The organism is Stenotrophomonas sp. YJH_SMC_17 (assembly GCF_059371655.1).
Genome location: NZ_JCAFUU010000002.1, coordinates 291370 through 309349, shown reverse-complemented (window position 1 = coordinate 309349; position 17980 = coordinate 291370). Strand labels below are relative to the sequence as shown.

Genomic DNA, 17980 nt, shown 5'->3' with positions numbered 1-17980 from the left:
GAACCGCTCGTTCCCAGCATGCCCGTCCGTCCCCTTGATTCGGTAGCGCCGCTTGCGACATCGCCACTGGCGTCACGATTTGCCGTAACTCACCTCTGGCTGCCTGTCGCAATCGGTCTGCCCGTGTTTACGCTGCTGATGGGATTCGGCGGCGATCAATGGGTGGCCGACCACCTGTTCCGTCTTGAGGGCGGCCATTGGGCGTTGCAGGACGCCTGGGTCACCCGCACGCTGGTGCACAAGGCCGGCAAATGGCTGAGCACGGCAGCGGCGCTGGTTGCGATCCTGCTGTGCTTCCATCACTGGCGTAAGGGTCGCGATCGCACCCTGCAGTGGGCGCTGCTTTATGTCGTGATTGCCATGGCACTGGGTACCGGCGTGATCTCCCTGCTGAAGTCGCTGGTGCCGATGGAATGCCCCTGGGACCTGCTGCGCTACGGCGGCCACGAACCCTTCATCGGACTGTTCACCCTGCGCCCGAGCGGCATGGCCCCCCAGGCATGCTTCCCGGCCGGGCACGCCAGCGCGGGTTATGCATGGCTCTGCCTGTACTTCTTCGGGTTGCTGTGGCGCCCGTCCTGGCGCTGGGCCGGGTTGTGGATCGGCCTCGGCACCGGCCTGGTGTTCGGCATCAGCCAGCAGCTGCGGGGCGCCCATTTCCTTTCGCATGACGTTGCCACCGCGTTGATATGTTGGCTGCTTTCGCTGGGCCTGTATGCTCTGATCCGCCGTCAGCTGGACCGTCCCAACCGCCAGGAGGCAAACGCATGAGTGCATCGGTCCAACGCCCCGCCCGCCTCCCCGCCCTCGCGGGTATTCGCCACTGGCGGCCGCAGCTTTCCACCGAAGCACTGATCGCGCTGACCAGCCTGTTCTTTGCGGTGGCCGGCAACGGCCTGTTCTGGCACAGCGCGATGGCCAGCCATCCGGGCAGCCTGCGCTACGCGCTGTCGCTGCTGCTGTTGCTGCTGGGTGCGCACGGCGTGCTGCTGGGCATCCTGGTCTGGCGCTGGAACGCCAAGGTGGTGATCAGCCTGCTGCTGCTGGTGACCGCATTCGCTGCGCATTACATGAGCCGCTACCACATCTATCTGGATGCGGACATGCTGCGCAACGTGCTGGCGACCGACCCCAAGGAAAGCCGCGAACTGATGACCGTGTCGCTGCTGTGGCCGGTCCTGCTGCTGGCCGTGTTGCCGATGATCGTGCTGTGGCGCGTGCAGCTGCGCCGCCGCAGCTGGGGGCGCAGCCTGTTGTGGCGCCTCGGGTTCCTGCTGGTGGCGGCGGTGACCGCGGTGGGCGGTGCGCTGATTTCGTTCCAGGATGTCTCGGCGCTGATGCGCAACCAGCGTGAAGTGCGCTACCTGGCCACCCCGGCCAACGTGCTGCTGGGCCTGCCGCGTGCACTGCGGGGCGACAACCCGGTGCAGCGCGCGCCGAAGCTGCCGATCGGCACCGACGCCAAGGCCACGCCACGCGCCCCGGCCAGCAAGCCGCGCCTGCTGGTGATCGTGATGGGCGAGACCGTGCGCGCGCAGAACTGGGGCCTCAACGGTGGCCGCAACACCACCCCGGAGCTGGCCCAGGCATCGGTGATCAACTTCCCCGACATGCACTCCTGCGGCACCAGCACCGAAGTATCGCTGCCGTGCCTGTTCTCGCCGTGGGGTCGCCACGACTACGACGAGAAGAAGATCCGCGCGCACCAGTCGCTGCTGCACGTATTGAACCGCGCCGGCATCGCACCGTTGTGGCGTGACAACCAGTCCGGCTGCAAGGGTGTGTGCGAAGGACTGGACTTCCAGTCGCTGTCCGATGCGACCACCCCAGGCCTGTGCGCGGACGGCCGCTGCATGGACGAGATCCTGCTGCAGGACCTGGCCACCCAGGTGCGCGCCAAGCACGGCGACCGCGTGGTGGTGCTGCACCAGCTGGGCAACCATGGCCCGGCCTATTTCGAGCGTTACCCGGCCGCATTTGCGCGCTTCAAGCCCACCTGCGACACCCGTGACATCGGCCGCTGCTCACGCGAGGAAATCACCAACAGCTACGACAACGCCGTGCTGTACACCGATCATTTCCTGAGCAAGACCATCGGCACGCTGCAGGGCATGCAGGACTACGACACGGCGATGATCTACCTGTCCGACCACGGCGAGTCGCTGGGCGAGAAGGGCCTGTTCCTGCATGGCGTGCCGTACGCGATCGCCCCGGCCGAGCAGACCCGCGTGCCGATGACGATGTGGTTCTCGCCGGGCTTCGCCAGCAGCCGTGGGCTGGACCTGCAGTGCGTGCGCAAGCGTTCGGCGGCGTACACCGACCATGACAACCTGTTCCCGTCGGTGCTGGGCCTGATGCAGGTGAAGACGGCGCTGTACGAGCGCGATCGCGACGTGTTCGCCAACTGCGAGAGTTGAGGTTTGTTCGGCAGGGCTTGCAGCCCTGCACCTGCAGAGGTCAGAGCCGAAGCAACAGCAAAAGCTGGCATCCCGTGGGTTGGCGGGGTGGGTCCGGTTGCGGGGGACGCTGCAAGTACGTCCATGTAAGCTCGGTCGCCGCATCCATGCGGCTCACGCCCCCTCAACCGGACCCACCCCGCCTTCGACAGTTTTCCGCGATCTGCTGGAATGACCTTGGGGTCAGATCCGTTCTCCGGAGGAAAACGGATCTGGCCCCATTTTGATTGTCGATACCTGACAGATGTGTCGACCAAGGTCGACACCTACCCACAGCACACGGAATCTGTCGGAGGTGGGGAGGTGTGGGCTTGCAGGACCGTTGGCGCCATGGATGGCGCCATCGAGCCCCCATGGACGGGTTTACGGCGTGTCCTGCAAGCCCACACCGCCCCGCCAAACCATGGAATCGTTGCTTTTGAAGTTGACGTTGCGCTTGCTTGAAGGCCTCTGCGGGTGCCGGGCGCCGCCCGGCCGACTTCCGCCACTTGCGGTGGCAGCGACTGCCCACTAGCCTTCGGCCGTCGTTCACCACCCAAGGACCGCCCGTGAAACACCGTCATCTCCTGCTGGCCTCGGCAATCGCCGCCGCCACGCTGGCCCTGGTCGCCTGCAAAAAGGAACCCACCCCAGGCACCGATACCGCCAGCAGCAGCGCCCCGGCCGGCGAAACCGCGGACCAGTTCGTGGCCCGCATCAATGCCGAATTCAAGGCCGCCTACCCGGAGATGACCTCGGCGCAGTGGCTGTCCTCCACCTACATCAACAGTGATTCGGAACGCATCGCGGCCAAGGCCAACGAGCGCTCGCTGACCCAGCTCAACAGCTGGATCGAACAGGCTGCCAAATTCGATGGCAAGCCGATGAGCGAGGACAGCAAGCGCGCCATCCACCTGCTGAAGCTGATGTCCTCGATGCCGGCGCCGCGCGACCCGGCCAAGCTGGCCGAGCTGACCCAGATCGCCACCCGCATGGAAGGCAGCTACGGTGCCGGCAAGTACTGCACCGATGCCAATGATCCGAACTCCTGCCGCCAGCTCGGCGAGCTGGAGCAGGTGCTGGCGCGCAGCCGCGACTACGACAAGCAGCTCGATGCATGGCAGGGCTGGCACAGCACCACCAAGAGCATGCGTGGCGACTACCAGAAGTTCGTCGGGCTGGTGAACGAAGGCGCCAAGGGCATGGGCTTCACCGATGCCGGCCAGATGTGGCGCAGCGGCTATGACATGCCGCCGGAGCAGATCGGCCCGGAAACCGACCGCCTGTGGGAACAGGTCAAGCCGATGTACGAACAGTTGCACTGCTACGCGCGCGGCAAGCTGGACAAGACCTACGGCAAGGACAAGGCCGAAGTGGGCAATGGCCTGATCGCGGCGCACCTGCTCGGCAACATGTGGCAGCAGGACTGGTCGAACCTGTGGGACCAGCTGGAACCCTACCCGGGCGCCGGCAGCCTGGACATCACCGCGGCACTGGAGAAGCAGTACCAGACCAACCTGAGCGCCGCGCTGGCCAAGGCCGGCAAGGATGCCAACGTGGCCGCGCAGTACAAGGCGCAGCGTGAGGCCGAACTCCGTACCGCCAAGCAGATGACGGAGCGCGCGCAGGACTTCTACGTGTCGCTCGGCATGCCGTCGCTGCCGCAGTCGTACTGGGAGAAAACCCAGTTCATCAAGCCCGACGACCGCGACGTGGTCTGCCACGCCAGCGCCTGGGACATGAACATGGAAGGCGACGTGCGCACCAAGATGTGCATCAAGCCGAACGAAGAGAACTTCACCACCATCTATCACGAGCTGGGCCACATCTATTACGACCTGGCCTACAACCCGCTGCCGCCGCTCTTCCAGGGCGGTGCCAACGATGGCTTCCATGAAGCGATCGGCGACACCATCGTGCTGGCGATGACGCCCAAGTACCTCAGCTCGATCGGCTTGGTCGACGCGCCGACCGAGAGCCGCGAGGCGGTCATCAACAACCAGATGCGCATGGCGCTGTCGGGCGTGTCGTTCCTGCCGTTCGGTCTGATGATCGACCGTTGGCGCTGGGGCGTGTTCGACGGTTCGATCACCGCCGACAACTACAACAAGGCGTGGTGGGACCTTAAGGCCAAGTACCAGGGCGTGGCCCCGGCCAGCACCCGTGGCGAGGAATTCTTCGATCCGGGCGCGAAGTACCACGTGCCGGGCAACACCCCGTACACCCGCTACTTCCTGGCGCGCATCCTGCAGTTCCAGTTCTACAAGGGCCTGTGCGACGCGTCCGGCTACAAGGGACCGCTGCATGAGTGCACCTTCTACGGCAACAAGGAAGCCGGCCAGAAGTACTGGGCCATGCTGAGCAAGGGCGCCAGCCAGCCGTGGCAGGCCACGCTGAAGGAGCTGACGGGTACCGACAAGCTCGATGCCGGCCCGATGATCGAGTACTTCACACCGGTCAACGAGTGGCTGAAGCAGCAGAACGCAGGCCAGATGTGCGGCTGGCAGGCCAACGCGGCGCCGGCGGCGAAATGAAAGAAGGGGCGGGTCCGCACGGATCCGCCCCTTCTCCGTGTTGTAGAGCCGAGCCATGCTCGGCTGCGTTTCCACCGTGCTGCGCACGGCAAGCCGAGCACGGCTCGGCTCTACAGATTCGGCGCGATCAGCTGTTCTTCTTCGCCGCCATCGCCGCGGCCAGCTCGGCCTTGAATTCCTCGAAGGTCTGGCCCTTCTCCTTGGCTTCGGCCTGTGCGGCATCGCGCAGTGCGTCGGAGTACATCAGGCGTACCGGCGTGCCATTGCGTTCGTGCAGCTCACCGGCCTGCATGATCAGCGCCAGCACCTGCGCAGCGCTCTCGCTGTGGCCGGCAATGCGGCCATCCATGCCCAGCACCCATTCGCCGTCGCGGCGCACGACACCGGCCAGCAGGGTGCGCTGTGCATCGCGCAGTTCGGCATGCGGTTCCACCGGCGACGCCTGCGCGGCAGCCTTGTTGGCGGCCTGCTTTTCCTGGCGACGGCGCTGGTCGCGGCGGGTCTTGGAGCTGGTGGACATGGTGCGGTACCGCTGCGAAAGGGGGCGCAAGGATAGCGCACCCCGCCCGCCACGCCGCTTCACACCCCTCAGTCCAGCACTTTGCCGTGCCGCCAGTAGCCCATGAAGGTGATCGCGCGGCGGTCCAGCCCGCAGTCGCGGACCAGATGGCGACGGATCGCCATCACCGCTCCTGCCTCGCCTGCGACCCAGGCATACAGCGGCCCGGCCACGCTGGCATCAGCCTGTTCCCAGAGGATCTGCGCGTCAATGTCGATCTCTTCCAGTTCGTCGCCTGCGCCCACGCTCGAGGCCGCTGTCAGCCGCGCCTGCACCGCCTGCAACAGAGGCTGCCCGTAGGTCGCCTGCCCGCGTGGCAGCCAGACCAGCTCGGCCGTTTCCGGGGCCTTCAGCGGCACCGCATCGCCGGCGTGCGCCACTTCCAGCAGCGCCAGCGTGCGTGGCGGATCGGCCAGCGTGGCCAGTTCCTCGAGAATGCCGGCCACCGCTGGTAGCGCGGTTTCATCCGCCACCAGCAGCACCTGGCCGATATCCGCCGGCGGCTTCCACTCCCAGCCTTCGCTGCTGTCGGTACAGTCGGCATCGGGGGCCAGCAGCACCACGCGGTCGCCCGGGCGGGCGTGGATGGCCCAGCGCGAGGCCGGCCCGGTCTCGCCATGCAGGACGAAATCCACGTCAACCTCGCACTGTTCCGCGCGCAGCTGGCGGATGGTGTAGGTGCGCATCGGCGGACGCTGGTCGTCCGGCAACGCCCGGTAGCGCGGGTACCAGTCCTCGCCACTGGGCACCTGCGGGACGTCCTGGCCGGGCAAGGGGAAGAACACCTTGATGCGCTGGTCCGGGCCTTCGGTCTTCATCCGCGCCACGTCGGCACCGGTGAACACCATGCGGTCCAGGGAAGGGGAAAGAACGCGGCGCTCCTTCAGCGCCACCTCGAACAGGCGGTAGGTCTGCTGCGCAGCCATGGGAACCTCATGCAACGACATCGGATCGGCTGGCTGTCGTGCATCCACGCACCGGCTGGCTGGAGTCGTCAGCCTAGTCCGGTCGTTCCTCGTCGCAAGCGTTGCGGGCATCGCGGCCCGCCCTACCCCTGCGCGCTGCTCAATGGCCCGTGCAGGCTGCCTGCGCTGCGCGTTCACGCTGGTGTTCCCAGTACCAGAACACGAAGCCAGCAGCGAAGAACGCGGCCTGCCCCAGCGCCAGGTGCAGCGGGCTGGCACTGAGCAGCGGCGACACCACGCCCGCCACCACCGTGCTGATCATCAGCTGCACGAAGGCCTGCAGCGACGACGCCAGGCCACGCTGGTGCGGGTACATGTCCAGCACCGCCAGGGCCAGGATCGGGAAGATCAGCGACATGCCCATGCCGCCCAGGAAGATCGGCAGCACCGCCCACGGCAGCACGAACTGCGGCGACAGCGCCACGTAGCCGACATTCAGCAGCGCCGACAGCGCGCACAGGCTGAAACCGATGGCGACCTGGCGTGTGGGCGTGGTGTGCCCGGCCATGCGCCCGGACAGGAACGAGCCGGTGGTCATGCCGCCGATGGTGGGAATGAACAACCAGGCGAAACCGCCCTCGCCCAGATGCAGGTGCTGCATCACGAACACCGGCGCCGAGGAGATGTACAGGAAGATGCCGCCGAAACCGATGCTGCCGGCCAGCGCCAGGCGCAGGAAGCGCGGGTTGAAGCCGATGCGCACGTAGTCACGCAGCAGCACGCGCGGCGACAGCGGCACCCGCGCCTCGACCGGATGGGTTTCCGGCAGGAAGCGCGCGGTGGCCGCAAGCAGGACCAGTGCGAACACCACCAGGAACCAGAAGATCAGCGGCCAGCCTGCACCACTGAGCAGGATCCAGCCGCCGATGATCGGTGCGATGGCCGGGGCGATGCCGAACAGCATCGACACCTGGCTCATCAGCCGCTGCGCGTCATGGCCATGGTAGAGATCGCGGATCACCGCGCGGCCGACGATCATGCCGACACCCGCCGACAGGCCCTGCAGCGCGCGGAACGCCAGCAGCGTGGGCAGGTCGGTGGACAGCGCGCAGCCGACCGAGGCACCGACGAACACCACCAGACCGCCGAGGATCACCCGCTTGCGGCCCCAGGCATCGGACAGCGGGCCGTGCGCCAGGCTCATCAGGCCGTAGAACAGCAGGTACACGCTGATGGTCTGCTGCACCGCCACCTCGTCCACCGCCAGGCGCTGGGCCAGCTGCGGGAACGCCGGGAAGATGGTGTCGATCGAGAACGGGCCGAACATGGCCAGGCCGGCAAGCAGCAGGGCCATGCGACGGGTGGAGGGGGCAACAGCGGCGGTCATGGAGGCAGCGTCCGGCAGGTCCGTGCGGGGCACGCACGGCGGGCGCCGGTCCCGCAGCAACGGGGACGACGCCAGATGAATTCGGGTATCCGCCCATCATAGGTGGGGATTGCGCCTGACGCCATGCAGCACTGCACAAAACGCACGGCCGGGCCATCGGCCATTCAGGCGCGGCGGCACCGACCAGCAGCCGCTGGCCGGGCCCGCAAGGGGCTATAATCGGCGGGCAACACGGTGGGAGAAGCGGAACACCGCTGCCGAAGGCGCAACGCCCGTAATCGCTCAGGCCCGATACCACCCGTAACACAACTCTGGAGAGACCGGTTCGATCCGGCGCCGAAGGGGCACGAAGCTGCGGTTTTCCGCGCTTTTAAACTCTCAGGCAAAAGGACAGAGGGGCGCCCCGCAGACCGCCGACCGGCGGCTTGTGCCCGTGCGTGTGCCCTTTCCTGACGGATCCTTCGCCATGTCCCAGAACACCCCTTCCCTGCGTGAGCTCGAGCACCACAACGCGTTCGTCGAGCGCCACATCGGCCCCAACGACGCCGAGATCGCGCAGATGCTCGATGTCGTCGGCCACGCGTCGCTGGATGCGATGACCGATGCCATCGTGCCGGCCAAGATCAAGTCGCCGGCGCCGCTGGCGCTGCCGGAGTCGATGACCGAAGTGCAGGCACTGGCGAAGATCCGTGCCATCGCCGACAAGAACACCGTGCTGCGCAGCTTCATCGGCCAGGGCTACTACGGCACCCACACGCCGAACGTGATCCTGCGCAACATCCTGGAAAACCCGGCCTGGTACACCGCCTACACCCCGTACCAGGCGGAAATCTCGCAGGGCCGCATGGAAGCGCTGATCAACTTCCAGACCCTGTGTGCCGACCTAACCGGCATGGAAATCGCCAACGCCTCGCTGCTGGACGAAGCCACCGCCGCTGCTGAAGCGATGACCCTGGCCAAGCGCTCGGCCAAGTCCAAGTCGGACACCTTCTTCGTGCACGACGCCGTGCATCCGCAGACGCTGGAACTGCTGCGCACCCGCGCCGAGCCGATGGGCATCGTGCTGCGTGTCGGCACCCCGGCCGAAGCGCTGGATGCGGAAGCCTTCGGCCTGCTGCTGCAGTATCCGGATACCTTCGGCCAGGTGGGCGACTACAAGGCGCTGGTCGATGCCGTGCACGCACGTGGCGGCCTGGTGGCCGTGGCTACCGACCTGCTGGCCCTGACCCTGCTGGCCGCCCCGGGCGAATGGGGCGCGGACATCGTGGTCGGCAACAGCCAGCGCTTCGGCGTGCCGTTCGGCTTCGGTGGCCCGCATGCGGCGTTCATGGCCTGCCGCGATGCCTACAAGCGTTCGATGCCGGGCCGCCTGATCGGTGTTTCGGTCGATGCCCAGGGCAACCCGGCCTACCGCCTGACCCTGCAGACCCGCGAGCAGCACATCCGCCGCGAGAAGGCGACGTCCAACATCTGTACCGCGCAGGTGCTGCTGGCGGTGATGGCCTCGATGTACGCCGTTTACCACGGCCCGGAAGGCCTGACCCGCATCGCCCGCCGCACCCATCGCCTGGCCTCGATCCTGGCCGCAGCGCTGCGCAATGCCGGCGTGCAGGTCGGTGGCGACTTCTTCGACACCCTGCATGTCACCGGCGTGCACGCCGATGAGATCCACGTCAAGGCACGCGCTGCCGGTTACAACCTGCGCGCGATCGACAGCGACTCGGTCGGCATCAGCCTGGACGAGACCGCCACCCGCGCCGACGTGGTTGCGCTGGCTGCGGTGTTCGGTGCCCAGGCCGACGTCGACGCGCTGGACGCCAGCACCGCCGACGCGCTGCCGGCCGGCCTGCTGCGCCAGTCCGCGTTCCTGACCCATCCGGTGTTCAACACCCACCACAGCGAGCACGAACTGCTGCGCTACCTGCGTTCGCTGGCCGACAAGGACCTGGCGATGGACCGCACGATGATCCCGCTGGGCTCGTGCACCATGAAGCTCAACGCCACCGCCGAAATGATTCCGGTGACCTGGCCGGAGTTCTCGCAGATCCACCCGCTGGTGCCGGCCGACCAGGCGCTGGGCTACAAGGAACTGATCGATACGCTGGAAGCGATGCTGGTGGAATGCACCGGCTACGACGCGGTCAGCCTGCAGCCGAACTCCGGCGCGCAGGGCGAGTACGCCGGCCTGCTGGCGATCCGCGCCTACCACCGCTCGCGCGGCGAAGGCCACCGCGACATCTGCCTGATCCCGGATTCGGCCCACGGCACCAACCCGGCTTCGGCACAGATGTGCGGCATGAAGGTGGTGGTGACCAAGACCGATGCCAACGGCAACGTCGACGTCGAAGACATCCGCGTCAACGCCGAGAAGTACAGCGACCGCCTGGCCGCGATCATGATCACCTACCCGTCCACGCACGGCGTGTTCGAGGAAGAGGTGGTCGAGATCTGCGAGATCATCCACCAGCACGGTGGCCAGGTGTACACCGACGGCGCCAACATGAACGCCCTGGTCGGCGTGGCCAAGCCGGGCAAGTGGGGTTCGGACGTTTCGCACCTGAACCTGCACAAGACCTTCTGCATCCCGCACGGCGGCGGTGGCCCGGGCGTTGGCCCGTGCGCGGTCAAGGAACACCTGGCCCCGTTCCTGCCGGGCAAGCTGGGTGACAACGGCCCGGTCGGCATGGTCAGCGCGGCCAGCTTCGGCAGCGCCTCGATCCTGCCGATCAGCTGGATGTACATCGCGATGATGGGCCGCGATGGCCTGCGCAAGGCCACCCAGGTCGCGCAGCTCAACGCCAACTACATCGCCAAGCGCCTGGCCCCGCACTTCAAGACCCTGTACACCGGCCGCAACGGCCTGGTCGCGCACGAGTGCATCCTGGATGTGCGCCCGCTGGAGAAGACCAGCGGCATCGGCGCCGAAGACGTGGCCAAGCGCCTGATCGACTTCGGCTTCCATGCCCCGACCCTGAGCTTCCCGGTGGCTGGCACGCTGATGGTCGAGCCGACCGAAAGCGAATCGCTGCACGAGCTGGATCGCTTCATCAACGCGATGATCCAGATCCGCGAAGAGATCACCGCGATCGAAGACGGCCGCCTGGACCGCGAGGACAACCCGCTGAAGAACGCGCCGCACACTGCAACCGCGGTGACCGCCAGCGAGTGGACCCATGCCTACCCGCGCGAACTGGCCGCCTTCCCGCTGGCCAGCCTGAAGCAGAGCAAGTACTGGCCGCCGGTGGCCCGCGTGGACAACGTGTACGGCGACAAGAACGTGATGTGCGCCTGCATCCCGGTCGATGCCTACAAGGATGATGAAGTCGAGGCGTGATTCCTCGCTCCATCGGAAATGAAAACGGCCCGCGCAAGCGGGCCGTTCTCATAAGGGCGTGTGGACCAAGGCCCACACCCACAATAATCACGGGTCCGGCATCTGCCCCAGGCTCAACTGCCACGATACGCCGAAGCGGTCCTGCACCCAGCCGTAGCGGTTGCTGAAATCGTAATCGCCCACCGGCATCAGCCAGTGCCCACCCTCGCCCAGCACGCGCGCCGCGCGCTCGAACTGCTCTGCACCGGAACACTCGACGAACAGCGAGATCGACGGGCTGAAGGTGAAGTCGTGCACGTCCAGGCTGTCGAAGCACAGGTAGTGGGTGCCGCCGAGCAGGAAGATGGCCTGGCGGACCTGCCCGGGCACACCGGCACCGGCGCCCTCCGGGTGGCGCTGCAGGGCCAGCAGGCGGAAATCGGCGAAGGCTTCAGCGTACAGGGCCAGGGCGGCCTCGGCCTGGCCGGTGAACATCAGGAACGGACGGCTGCGCAGCATGCGGTACTCCCGGTCGACGGGCCGATGACGGCCTACGCGCTCAGGATGGCACGGCGGATGTATGCCTGCTGTGGAACCGAGCCCGTGTTCGCCTGGCGACCACGCGAACGGCAGCCGACCATAGGGTCGGCTCTACAGAAGGTCCGGCAACCGCAGCCGACCGTGGGGTCGGCTCTGCCCGATCATGCTTCGCGCATGCGCCGTGCGATGGCGCTGCCTGCGGCGATCGTAGCGGTCAGCGCCACCATCGACAGGAACTGCAGGCGGGTATGCGATTCACTCAGCAGCAGGCCGAAGATCAGCGCCAGGATGCCCAGCGCGCACACCGTCAGCCACGGGAAACCGGCCATGCGGAACGGCAGTCGGGTGCCCAGTCGATCAGCACGGCGGCGCAGCACCAGCTGCGAGACCAGCGACAGCGTCCACACCAGCAGACAGGTGGAACCGACGATGTTCAGCAGTACCGGCAGTACCCGGTCCGGGAACAGCAGTTCCATCACCGTGGCGGCGAAGCCGAACAGCACACTGGCGAGAACGGCGATCACCGGCACCTGGCGCGGGTCGGTCCAACCCAGCACAGCCGGTGCTTCACGACGCTGCGCCAGCGAATACATCATGCGCGAGGCACCGTAGAGGTTGGCATTGAGTGCCGACAGCAGCGCGATCACCGCAATCAGCGTGATGGCGGTGCCGGCACCCGGGATGCGGGCGATATCCAGCACTGCGGCGAACGGCGACTTCAGCGCCTCGCTGGTCCACGGCACCACGGCGATGATCACGCTCAGCGAGCCGATGTAGAACACCAGGATGCGCCAGGCCACGGTGCGGATCGCACGGGCAATGCTGCGTTCCGGGTCTTCGGTCTCGGCAGCAGCGACGGCCACGATCTCGGTGCCGCCAAAGGCGAACACCACCACCAGCAGCGCCGCACCGATGCCGGCCAGGCCCTTCGGTGCAAAGCCACCGTGTTCGGTGAAGTTGCTCAGGCCGGGCGAGGTCACCTGCGGCAGCCAGCCCATCAGCAGCGCCACGCCGATGGCGATGAAGGCCAGGATTGCCGCCACCTTGAGGATGGCGAACCAGAATTCGAACTCGCCGAAGTTCTTCACGCCGAGCAGGTTGATCGCGGTGAAGAACAGCATGAAGGCCAACGCTGCCATCGGTACCGGTACCGCCGGCCAGACCGTCGCCAGCAGCCCGGCCGCGCCCACCGCCTCGGCAGCGATCACGATCACCAGCTGCACCCACCACAACCAGCCGACGGTGGCACCGGCGGTGGCCCCCATGGCATCGGCGGCATACACCGAGAACGCGCCGCTGGTCGGTTTGGCCGCCGCCATCTCGCCCAGTGCGTTCATCACGATGATCACCAGCGCGCCGGCCACCAGGTAGGACACCAGCACCGCCGGGCCGGCCGCCTGCACGCCCACGCCCGAGCCGAGGAACAGGCCGGCGCCGATGGCGCTGCCCAGGCCCATCATGATCAGCTGGCGGGGCTTGAGCGAATGTCCGAGGCGGGACGGCGAAGCGGTCGGAATCGAGTTGGGCATCGGCGGGGCTGGCGGCGGGCTACAGGGGCGACACCTTACCCTGTCCCATGCCCGCGGGGATAGGCACAGCGCAGCAGGCGGATCAGGCCAGTGCCGGCTCGCCGACGCTGCCGCCGATACGGGCGCGATAGGCGCGCGGCGAGAAACCGGTTTCAGCCTTGAACTTGCGGGTGAAGGCGCTCTGGTCGCTGAAACCGCAGGCCTGGCCGATGCTGGCGATGCTCTCGTCACCGTGCAGCAGGTGCATGGCCATCTGGATCCGCAGCCGGGTCAGCACCTGCTGCGGGGTCATCTGGAACACCTTGCGGAAGCTGCGCTCCAGCTTGGACAGCGAAAAGCCGGTGATGTCCAGCAGGGTCTGCATGCGCACGTTCTCGGCGTAGTGCGCATTGAGGTGGGCCAGCGCCAGCCGCAGCTGTTCGTACTGGGCGCCCAGGCTGTCCTTCTGGCCAAGGTCGCGGGAAATGCCGATCAGCCCTTCGATGGCCCCATCAACCACCAGCGGGCGCTTGCAGGTCAGGCACCAGCCCGGTTCGCGGTTGGCGAACAGGTGCAGCTCCATCAGGTTCTCGATCACCTCGCCGGACAGCACCCGCGCGTCCTGGTCAACGTAGTCCGCGCTGAGTCCGGTCGGGTAGATTTCGGCCGCCGTGCGCCCGATCACGTCCTTGCGCGCGCGCAGGCCCAGCCGCCGCAGCATGGTCTGGTTGACGTGGGTGTAACGCCCCTGAAGATCCTTGATGAAGAACAGCACATCCGGGATGGCGTCGAACAGGGCTTCGATGTCGGCAGGCTCGACTCGCATGCGGCAAGCATAGCCGAGGCCCCTTGCCGGTGCGATCACCCTTGCGGGACTTGCGCTTAACGCCGCCAGGCCCACCGTGGAGCCCAGCCCCCACCGGAGATCCGGCCATGCCACGTGGTGACAAGTCCGCCTATACCGAAAAGCAGAAGCGCCAGGCCGAGCATATCGAGGACAGCGAGCGCGAGCGCGGTGCCAGCGAAAGCACCGCCGAACGCATCGCCTGGGCCACCGTGAACAAGCAGGATGGTGGAGGCAAGCGCGGTGGCAGTGGGCGCAAGGCGGCGAAGAAGGCACCGGCGAAGAAGGCCGCTGTGAAGAACACTGCTACAAAGAAGTCGACTGCCAAGAAACCGGCTGAGAAAAAGTCGTCCGTGAAAAAGTCGCCTGCGAAGAAGTCTGCGGCGAAGAGAGCGGCCGCCGATGAATCGGCCGCGGAAAGGACGGTTGCAGGGAGGGCTCCTGCATCCAGCACGGCGAAGAAAGCCGCTCCCAAAAAGCCGCCGGTCAAGAAGGCTACCGCCGCAACCCGCAGCGCCGCCGCCAAGAAGGCGGCGGCTACCCGTGCCCGAAAGGCAGCGACACGCAAGACCGCAGCGAAAAAGGCTGCCCGAACGCGGAGCAGAGATTGATCGTTCCCGAAAACGGGGAGCAACCCGCGCCCGCATCGCAGGCGCGGGACGTGTGGCGCAGCGCCTACTTTCCCTGGATCGGTCCCAACGGCCGTACGACAGCGGCGACAGCGCGACTCACCTGTTCTGCCATCCAGAGCCACTCGTGGCTCAGGCACACCGATGAAGGCAGTGAGTGCACGTCGCGCAGTTTGTCGTAAACGGCTACATCCCGTGCAGAGCAATCCGGAAGTCATCTGGCACTGCTGATCGCCTTCAGAGCCTCTTCGCTAGGCTCCCTCAAGGACAGATCATCGACTTCCCCCCCCCCCACCTGTAGCTTCGCTCGGTGGTAGCGGCTACGTTGATTGACCCACTGACAGGGATGGTTGAGATGAAGAATGTGAACCGAGTTCTGGCGACCAGCGCGCTGATGCTTGTACTGGCGGCATGCAGCAGTTCCCAGACCGCCAACAAGGGCAATTTCGGCAAGGCTATTCAGAAATATCTTGATACCAAGAACGGGCTCTGCGCTGCTTTGCCCGCTCGGGAACTCCCCTTCAAACTGGCCAACGATGGCAGCTTGGGAGAGCGCGCGCGCCTGCAGGCCAACGCCTTGGTCGAGGCCGGGTTGCTGAACCGCCAAGCATCTGAAATGAAATCGATGTTTGGCACATCGACCGTACCGGCTGGCGAGTACGCGCTTACATCCAAAGGAAAGAAGTTCCTCGTAGAAGGCGGCGCAGAAACATTTGCAGGTCAAGCAGCGTTCTGCACCGGCAAGTTCAGGGTGACAGAGGTGCACACCTTTACCGAGCCCAGCGAGATGATGGGCGTGAAATTGTCTCAGGTGAACTTCCGCTACAAGGTCGAAGATGCGGACAGCTGGGCCAGATCGAAAGATGTCCAGGCCAGCTACCGTAACCTCGCGGATCAAGCCAAGGACGAAATCGATGGCAAAGCAACGCTCGTGCTGACCAACGACGGCTGGATGCACGAGCGCTTGTTCAAGCGCTGAGGTCTTTTCAGTCGGCACGGCACTTCGCCGTGCCGACGCGGTAACGATCAGGCCGCGCGCGCCACCACGGCGCGGGCCGCACCGTCCTGCTCGATCTGGAATACCGCCACCGATGTGCTCAGTGCATGCGCCTGCTCCTCCAGCGCGCGACTGGCCGCGGTCGCTTCTTCCACCAGCGCAGCGTTCTGCTGGGTCACCTGATCCATCTGCACCACCACCTGGTTGACCTGTTCGATGCCGGCCGCCTGTTCCTTGCTGGCCGCGGCGATGTCGCTCATCAACTGGGTCGTACGCGAACTCGCTTGGGCCACGCGCGCGATCGCGGCTTCGGATTCAACCGTCACTGCCAGGCCACTCTTCACCTTGGCAGCGGCGTCTTCGATCAGCTCCTTGATCTCCTTGGCGGCGACACCGGCACGCTGCGCGAGCGTGCGCACTTCGCTGGCGACCACGGCGAAACCACGGCCCTGCTCGCCTGCACGGGCGGCTTCCACGGCAGCGTTCAGCGCCAGGATGTTGGTCTGGAACGCGATGCCGTCGATCAACGTGGAGATCTCCGAGATACGAGCCGAGGACTGATCGATCTCACCCATCACCGACGCCATCTGTGCCATCGCCTGCTCGGTCTCGCGCACGGCGGCACCGGCGGCATGCGCTTCGCTGTCGGCCTGTCGCGCCAGCTCGGCGTTCTGGCGCACGGTCGAGGTCAGTTCCTCCATCGAGGCTGCGGCCTCTTCCAGGTTGGCGGCCTGCTGCTCGGTGCGGCGCGACAGGTCGTTGTTGCCGGCAGCCAGTTCCTGCGCTGCGTTGTTGATGCTGTCGGCGGCCACCTGGATGCCCCGCACGATGCCGGTCAGCTGCGCAGTGGTGGTGTTGGCGTCGTCACGCATGCGGGCGAACACACCGTCGTACTCGCCGTCCATGCGTGCGGTCAGGTCGCCGTGCGAAATCGCGCGTAGCACGTCGGAGACATCGGCGATGCTGGCCTGCGAACTGGCCATCATGCCGTTGAGGTGTTCGACCATCGCCTTGAACTGGAACTGGAACGCAGCGGCATCGCCACGCATGCTGAAATCACCGGCGCGCGCGGCGCGGGCCAGTTCATCGATCTGCGCATTGATCATCATCAGGCTCTGCTTCACCGAGGCCAGGGTGCGGGTCAGCGTACCCTTCTCGCCCGGGTAGTCCGGCAGGTCGCGGCTGAGGTCGCCGATGGCGTAACGCTGCATCACTTCGGCCATCAGCAGTTCCACCTGCACGTGCGATTCCACCAGGCTGTTGGTGGCCTGAACCATGCGGCCGAAGTCGCCCGGGAACGCGCTGGCGTCCATGCGATAGCGGATCGCGCCGGCCTCGTGCTGTTCGGCCATCTGCAACTGCGCGCCGATCGCTGCCTGCACGCTCTGCCGCACGCTGGCCATCGCCTCGCCCAGCTGGGTCAGTTCATCGCGCCCACCGAGGCGGAATTCCTGGTCCAGCTGGCCCCTGGACAGGCGCTCGGCCAGGTTCACCGCGCGCGCGAGCGGGCCGGTCAGGCTGCGGCCGATCATCACCGAGGCACCGATGCCGACCAGCAAGGCCACGCCGCCCAGCACCAGCAGCTGCAGCAGGCTGCGCTCTCCGAGGCGGATCGCTTCGGCTGCGGCGGTGCGGCTTTCCTTCTCTTCGAAGTCCACGCCGTCCGACAGCGCCTTGTTCCAGCCATTGGCGGCTTCCTGCACCGGGCCCAGGGTCAGCGCCACGGCGCCCGGATAGTCACCCTGCTCCATCAGTTCGCTGGTCTGCTTGTTGAGCGGGCGCGCGACGGCACGCTTGGCGGCAATGGTTTCCGCGATGGCCTTGCCCTGGGCGTCGCTGGGCAGCGCCTGGTAGGCGGTCCAGCTGGCCTCGTAGCGCTTGACCAGATCGGCGATGCGCTGCTCGTCGTGTCCGCGGTCTTCGCCCTGGCGGATCAGCATCTCGCGGCGCACCACCATCATCTGGTTGTTGGCATCGAGCATCTGCGACAGCAGCCGTACCTTGGCCACGCTGACGTCGACCACCTGCTGCATCGCGCGCTTCTGCACGACACTGGCGGTGGCGCCAGTGGCCACCACGGCGGTGACCAGCAGCAGCAACAGGCCAAAGCCCAGCCCAAGACGCCAGGCAACCCTGACATTCCTCAAGTAGTTCATGGGTACATCCAAAACGGGGGGATGTGGCCGTATCGGCCGTGCCACCGGCAATCTTGACTGGCAACATGCACGGGCGTCGGTAGCCGTTCACCTTGGTGAGACCATGCACGGTGCTTCTGCGACAAGGGCCCGGGCCACGCCAGGGCCGCCCTGCTCATGCCGGCATCAGGTTG

General features: G+C 66.4%; 13 protein-coding genes and 1 riboswitch. Of the genes, 6 read left to right on the top strand and 7 right to left on the bottom strand.

The window, feature by feature from the left end; translation table 11 throughout:
• The first annotated feature begins 18 nt into the window (after window positions 1-18).
• From AC5P8Z_RS06460 to AC5P8Z_RS06450, 3 genes are all read left to right on the top strand, one after another.
• Window positions 19-771 carry a phosphatase PAP2 family protein gene (locus AC5P8Z_RS06460; protein ID WP_286069412.1) on the top strand — a complete coding sequence of 251 codons (753 nt, stop codon included), beginning with the start codon at window positions 19-21 and terminating at the stop codon, window positions 769-771.
• Entirely contained in the window at window positions 768-2417 is a 1650-nt protein-coding gene (locus AC5P8Z_RS06455; RefSeq protein ID WP_495228507.1) for a phosphoethanolamine transferase, read from the top strand. Before AC5P8Z_RS06460 ends, AC5P8Z_RS06455 begins: the two co-directional genes overlap by 4 nt.
• Window positions 2418-3004: 587 nt before the next feature.
• On the top strand, window positions 3005-4969 hold the full coding sequence (locus AC5P8Z_RS06450) for a M2 family metallopeptidase (protein ID WP_495228506.1): 1965 nt from the start codon (window positions 3005-3007) through the stop codon (window positions 4967-4969).
• Window positions 4970-5096: 127 nt separating this feature from the next.
• Here AC5P8Z_RS06450 and AC5P8Z_RS06445 read toward each other — a convergent pair whose 3' ends face one another.
• The 3 genes from AC5P8Z_RS06445 to AC5P8Z_RS06435 all read right to left on the bottom strand — a co-directional run bounded on the left by AC5P8Z_RS06445 (window position 5097) and on the right by AC5P8Z_RS06435 (window position 7820).
• On the bottom strand, window positions 5097-5489 hold the full coding sequence (locus AC5P8Z_RS06445; RefSeq protein WP_008265644.1) for a hypothetical protein: 393 nt from the start codon (window positions 5487-5489) through the stop codon (window positions 5097-5099).
• 68 nt (window positions 5490-5557) lie between these two features.
• A complete protein-coding gene (locus AC5P8Z_RS06440; RefSeq protein WP_495228505.1) occupies window positions 5558-6454 on the bottom strand; it encodes a siderophore-interacting protein in 897 nt (298 codons plus the stop codon).
• Window positions 6455-6593: 139 nt separating this feature from the next.
• Window positions 6594-7820: a multidrug effflux MFS transporter gene (locus AC5P8Z_RS06435; protein ID WP_295565259.1), complete on the bottom strand. Its 1227-nt coding sequence runs from the start codon at window positions 7818-7820 to the stop codon at window positions 6594-6596.
• Window positions 7821-8121: 301 nt separating this feature from the next.
• A riboswitch (glycine riboswitch) is annotated at window positions 8122-8224 on the top strand.
• Between the two features lie 62 nt (window positions 8225-8286).
• Between AC5P8Z_RS06435 and gcvP the strand changes: the two genes are divergently transcribed.
• The gene (gene gcvP, locus AC5P8Z_RS06430; RefSeq protein ID WP_495228504.1) at window positions 8287-11154 is read left to right on the top strand and encodes an aminomethyl-transferring glycine dehydrogenase; all 2868 of its coding nucleotides are present in this window, start codon (window positions 8287-8289) and stop codon (window positions 11152-11154) included.
• A gap of 87 nt (window positions 11155-11241) precedes the next feature.
• Here the strand turns inward: gcvP and AC5P8Z_RS06425 are convergent, their stop codons facing one another.
• The 3 genes from AC5P8Z_RS06425 to AC5P8Z_RS06415 all read right to left on the bottom strand — a co-directional run bounded on the left by AC5P8Z_RS06425 (window position 11242) and on the right by AC5P8Z_RS06415 (window position 14007).
• A complete protein-coding gene (locus tag AC5P8Z_RS06425; RefSeq protein WP_005418291.1) occupies window positions 11242-11652 on the bottom strand; it encodes a VOC family protein in 411 nt (136 codons plus the stop codon).
• Window positions 11653-11834: 182 nt separating this feature from the next.
• The gene (locus AC5P8Z_RS06420) at window positions 11835-13202 is read right to left on the bottom strand and encodes an amino acid permease (RefSeq protein WP_197632910.1); all 1368 of its coding nucleotides are present in this window, start codon (window positions 13200-13202) and stop codon (window positions 11835-11837) included.
• Window positions 13203-13284: 82 nt separating this feature from the next.
• Window positions 13285-14007 (bottom strand): helix-turn-helix transcriptional regulator, encoded by a 723-nt coding sequence (locus tag AC5P8Z_RS06415; protein ID WP_495228502.1) that lies wholly within the window; start codon window positions 14005-14007, stop codon window positions 13285-13287.
• A gap of 107 nt (window positions 14008-14114) precedes the next feature.
• Between AC5P8Z_RS06415 and AC5P8Z_RS06410 the strand changes: the two genes are divergently transcribed.
• Together AC5P8Z_RS06410 and AC5P8Z_RS06405 are read left to right on the top strand one after the other, a co-directional pair.
• Window positions 14115-14636 (top strand): histone H1-like repetitive region-containing protein, encoded by a 522-nt coding sequence (locus tag AC5P8Z_RS06410; RefSeq protein ID WP_495228501.1) that lies wholly within the window; start codon window positions 14115-14117, stop codon window positions 14634-14636.
• A 373-nt stretch (window positions 14637-15009) separates the two neighbouring features.
• Window positions 15010-15633 carry a hypothetical protein gene (locus AC5P8Z_RS06405; RefSeq protein ID WP_286069424.1) on the top strand — a complete coding sequence of 208 codons (624 nt, stop codon included), beginning with the start codon at window positions 15010-15012 and terminating at the stop codon, window positions 15631-15633.
• A gap of 47 nt (window positions 15634-15680) precedes the next feature.
• Here AC5P8Z_RS06405 and AC5P8Z_RS06400 read toward each other — a convergent pair whose 3' ends face one another.
• Window positions 15681-17807 carry a methyl-accepting chemotaxis protein gene (locus AC5P8Z_RS06400; protein ID WP_495228499.1) on the bottom strand — a complete coding sequence of 709 codons (2127 nt, stop codon included), beginning with the start codon at window positions 17805-17807 and terminating at the stop codon, window positions 15681-15683.
• Window positions 17808-17980: the final 173 nt, after the last annotated feature.

Excerpts from the sequence above, each read along its gene's own strand:
- AC5P8Z_RS06460 (WP_286069412.1), top strand. The coding sequence starts at position 19 with ATGCCCGTCCGTCCCCTTGATTCGGTAGCGCCGCTTGCGACATCGCCA.
- AC5P8Z_RS06455 (WP_495228507.1), top strand. The coding sequence starts at position 768 with ATGAGTGCATCGGTCCAACGCCCCGCCCGCCTCCCCGCCCTCGCGGGT.
- AC5P8Z_RS06445 (WP_008265644.1), bottom strand. The coding sequence starts at position 5,489 with ATGTCCACCAGCTCCAAGACCCGCCGCGACCAGCGCCGTCGCCAGGAA.
- AC5P8Z_RS06440 (WP_495228505.1), bottom strand. The coding sequence starts at position 6,454 with ATGGCTGCGCAGCAGACCTACCGCCTGTTCGAGGTGGCGCTGAAGGAG.
- AC5P8Z_RS06435 (WP_295565259.1), bottom strand. The coding sequence starts at position 7,820 with ATGACCGCCGCTGTTGCCCCCTCCACCCGTCGCATGGCCCTGCTGCTT.
- gcvP (WP_495228504.1), top strand. The coding sequence starts at position 8,287 with ATGTCCCAGAACACCCCTTCCCTGCGTGAGCTCGAGCACCACAACGCG.
- AC5P8Z_RS06425 (WP_005418291.1), bottom strand. The coding sequence starts at position 11,652 with ATGCTGCGCAGCCGTCCGTTCCTGATGTTCACCGGCCAGGCCGAGGCC.
- AC5P8Z_RS06420 (WP_197632910.1), bottom strand. The coding sequence starts at position 13,202 with ATGCCCAACTCGATTCCGACCGCTTCGCCGTCCCGCCTCGGACATTCG.
- AC5P8Z_RS06415 (WP_495228502.1), bottom strand. The coding sequence starts at position 14,007 with ATGCGAGTCGAGCCTGCCGACATCGAAGCCCTGTTCGACGCCATCCCG.
- AC5P8Z_RS06410 (WP_495228501.1), top strand. The coding sequence starts at position 14,115 with ATGCCACGTGGTGACAAGTCCGCCTATACCGAAAAGCAGAAGCGCCAG.
- AC5P8Z_RS06405 (WP_286069424.1), top strand. The coding sequence starts at position 15,010 with ATGAAGAATGTGAACCGAGTTCTGGCGACCAGCGCGCTGATGCTTGTA.
- AC5P8Z_RS06400 (WP_495228499.1), bottom strand. The coding sequence starts at position 17,807 with ATGAACTACTTGAGGAATGTCAGGGTTGCCTGGCGTCTTGGGCTGGGC.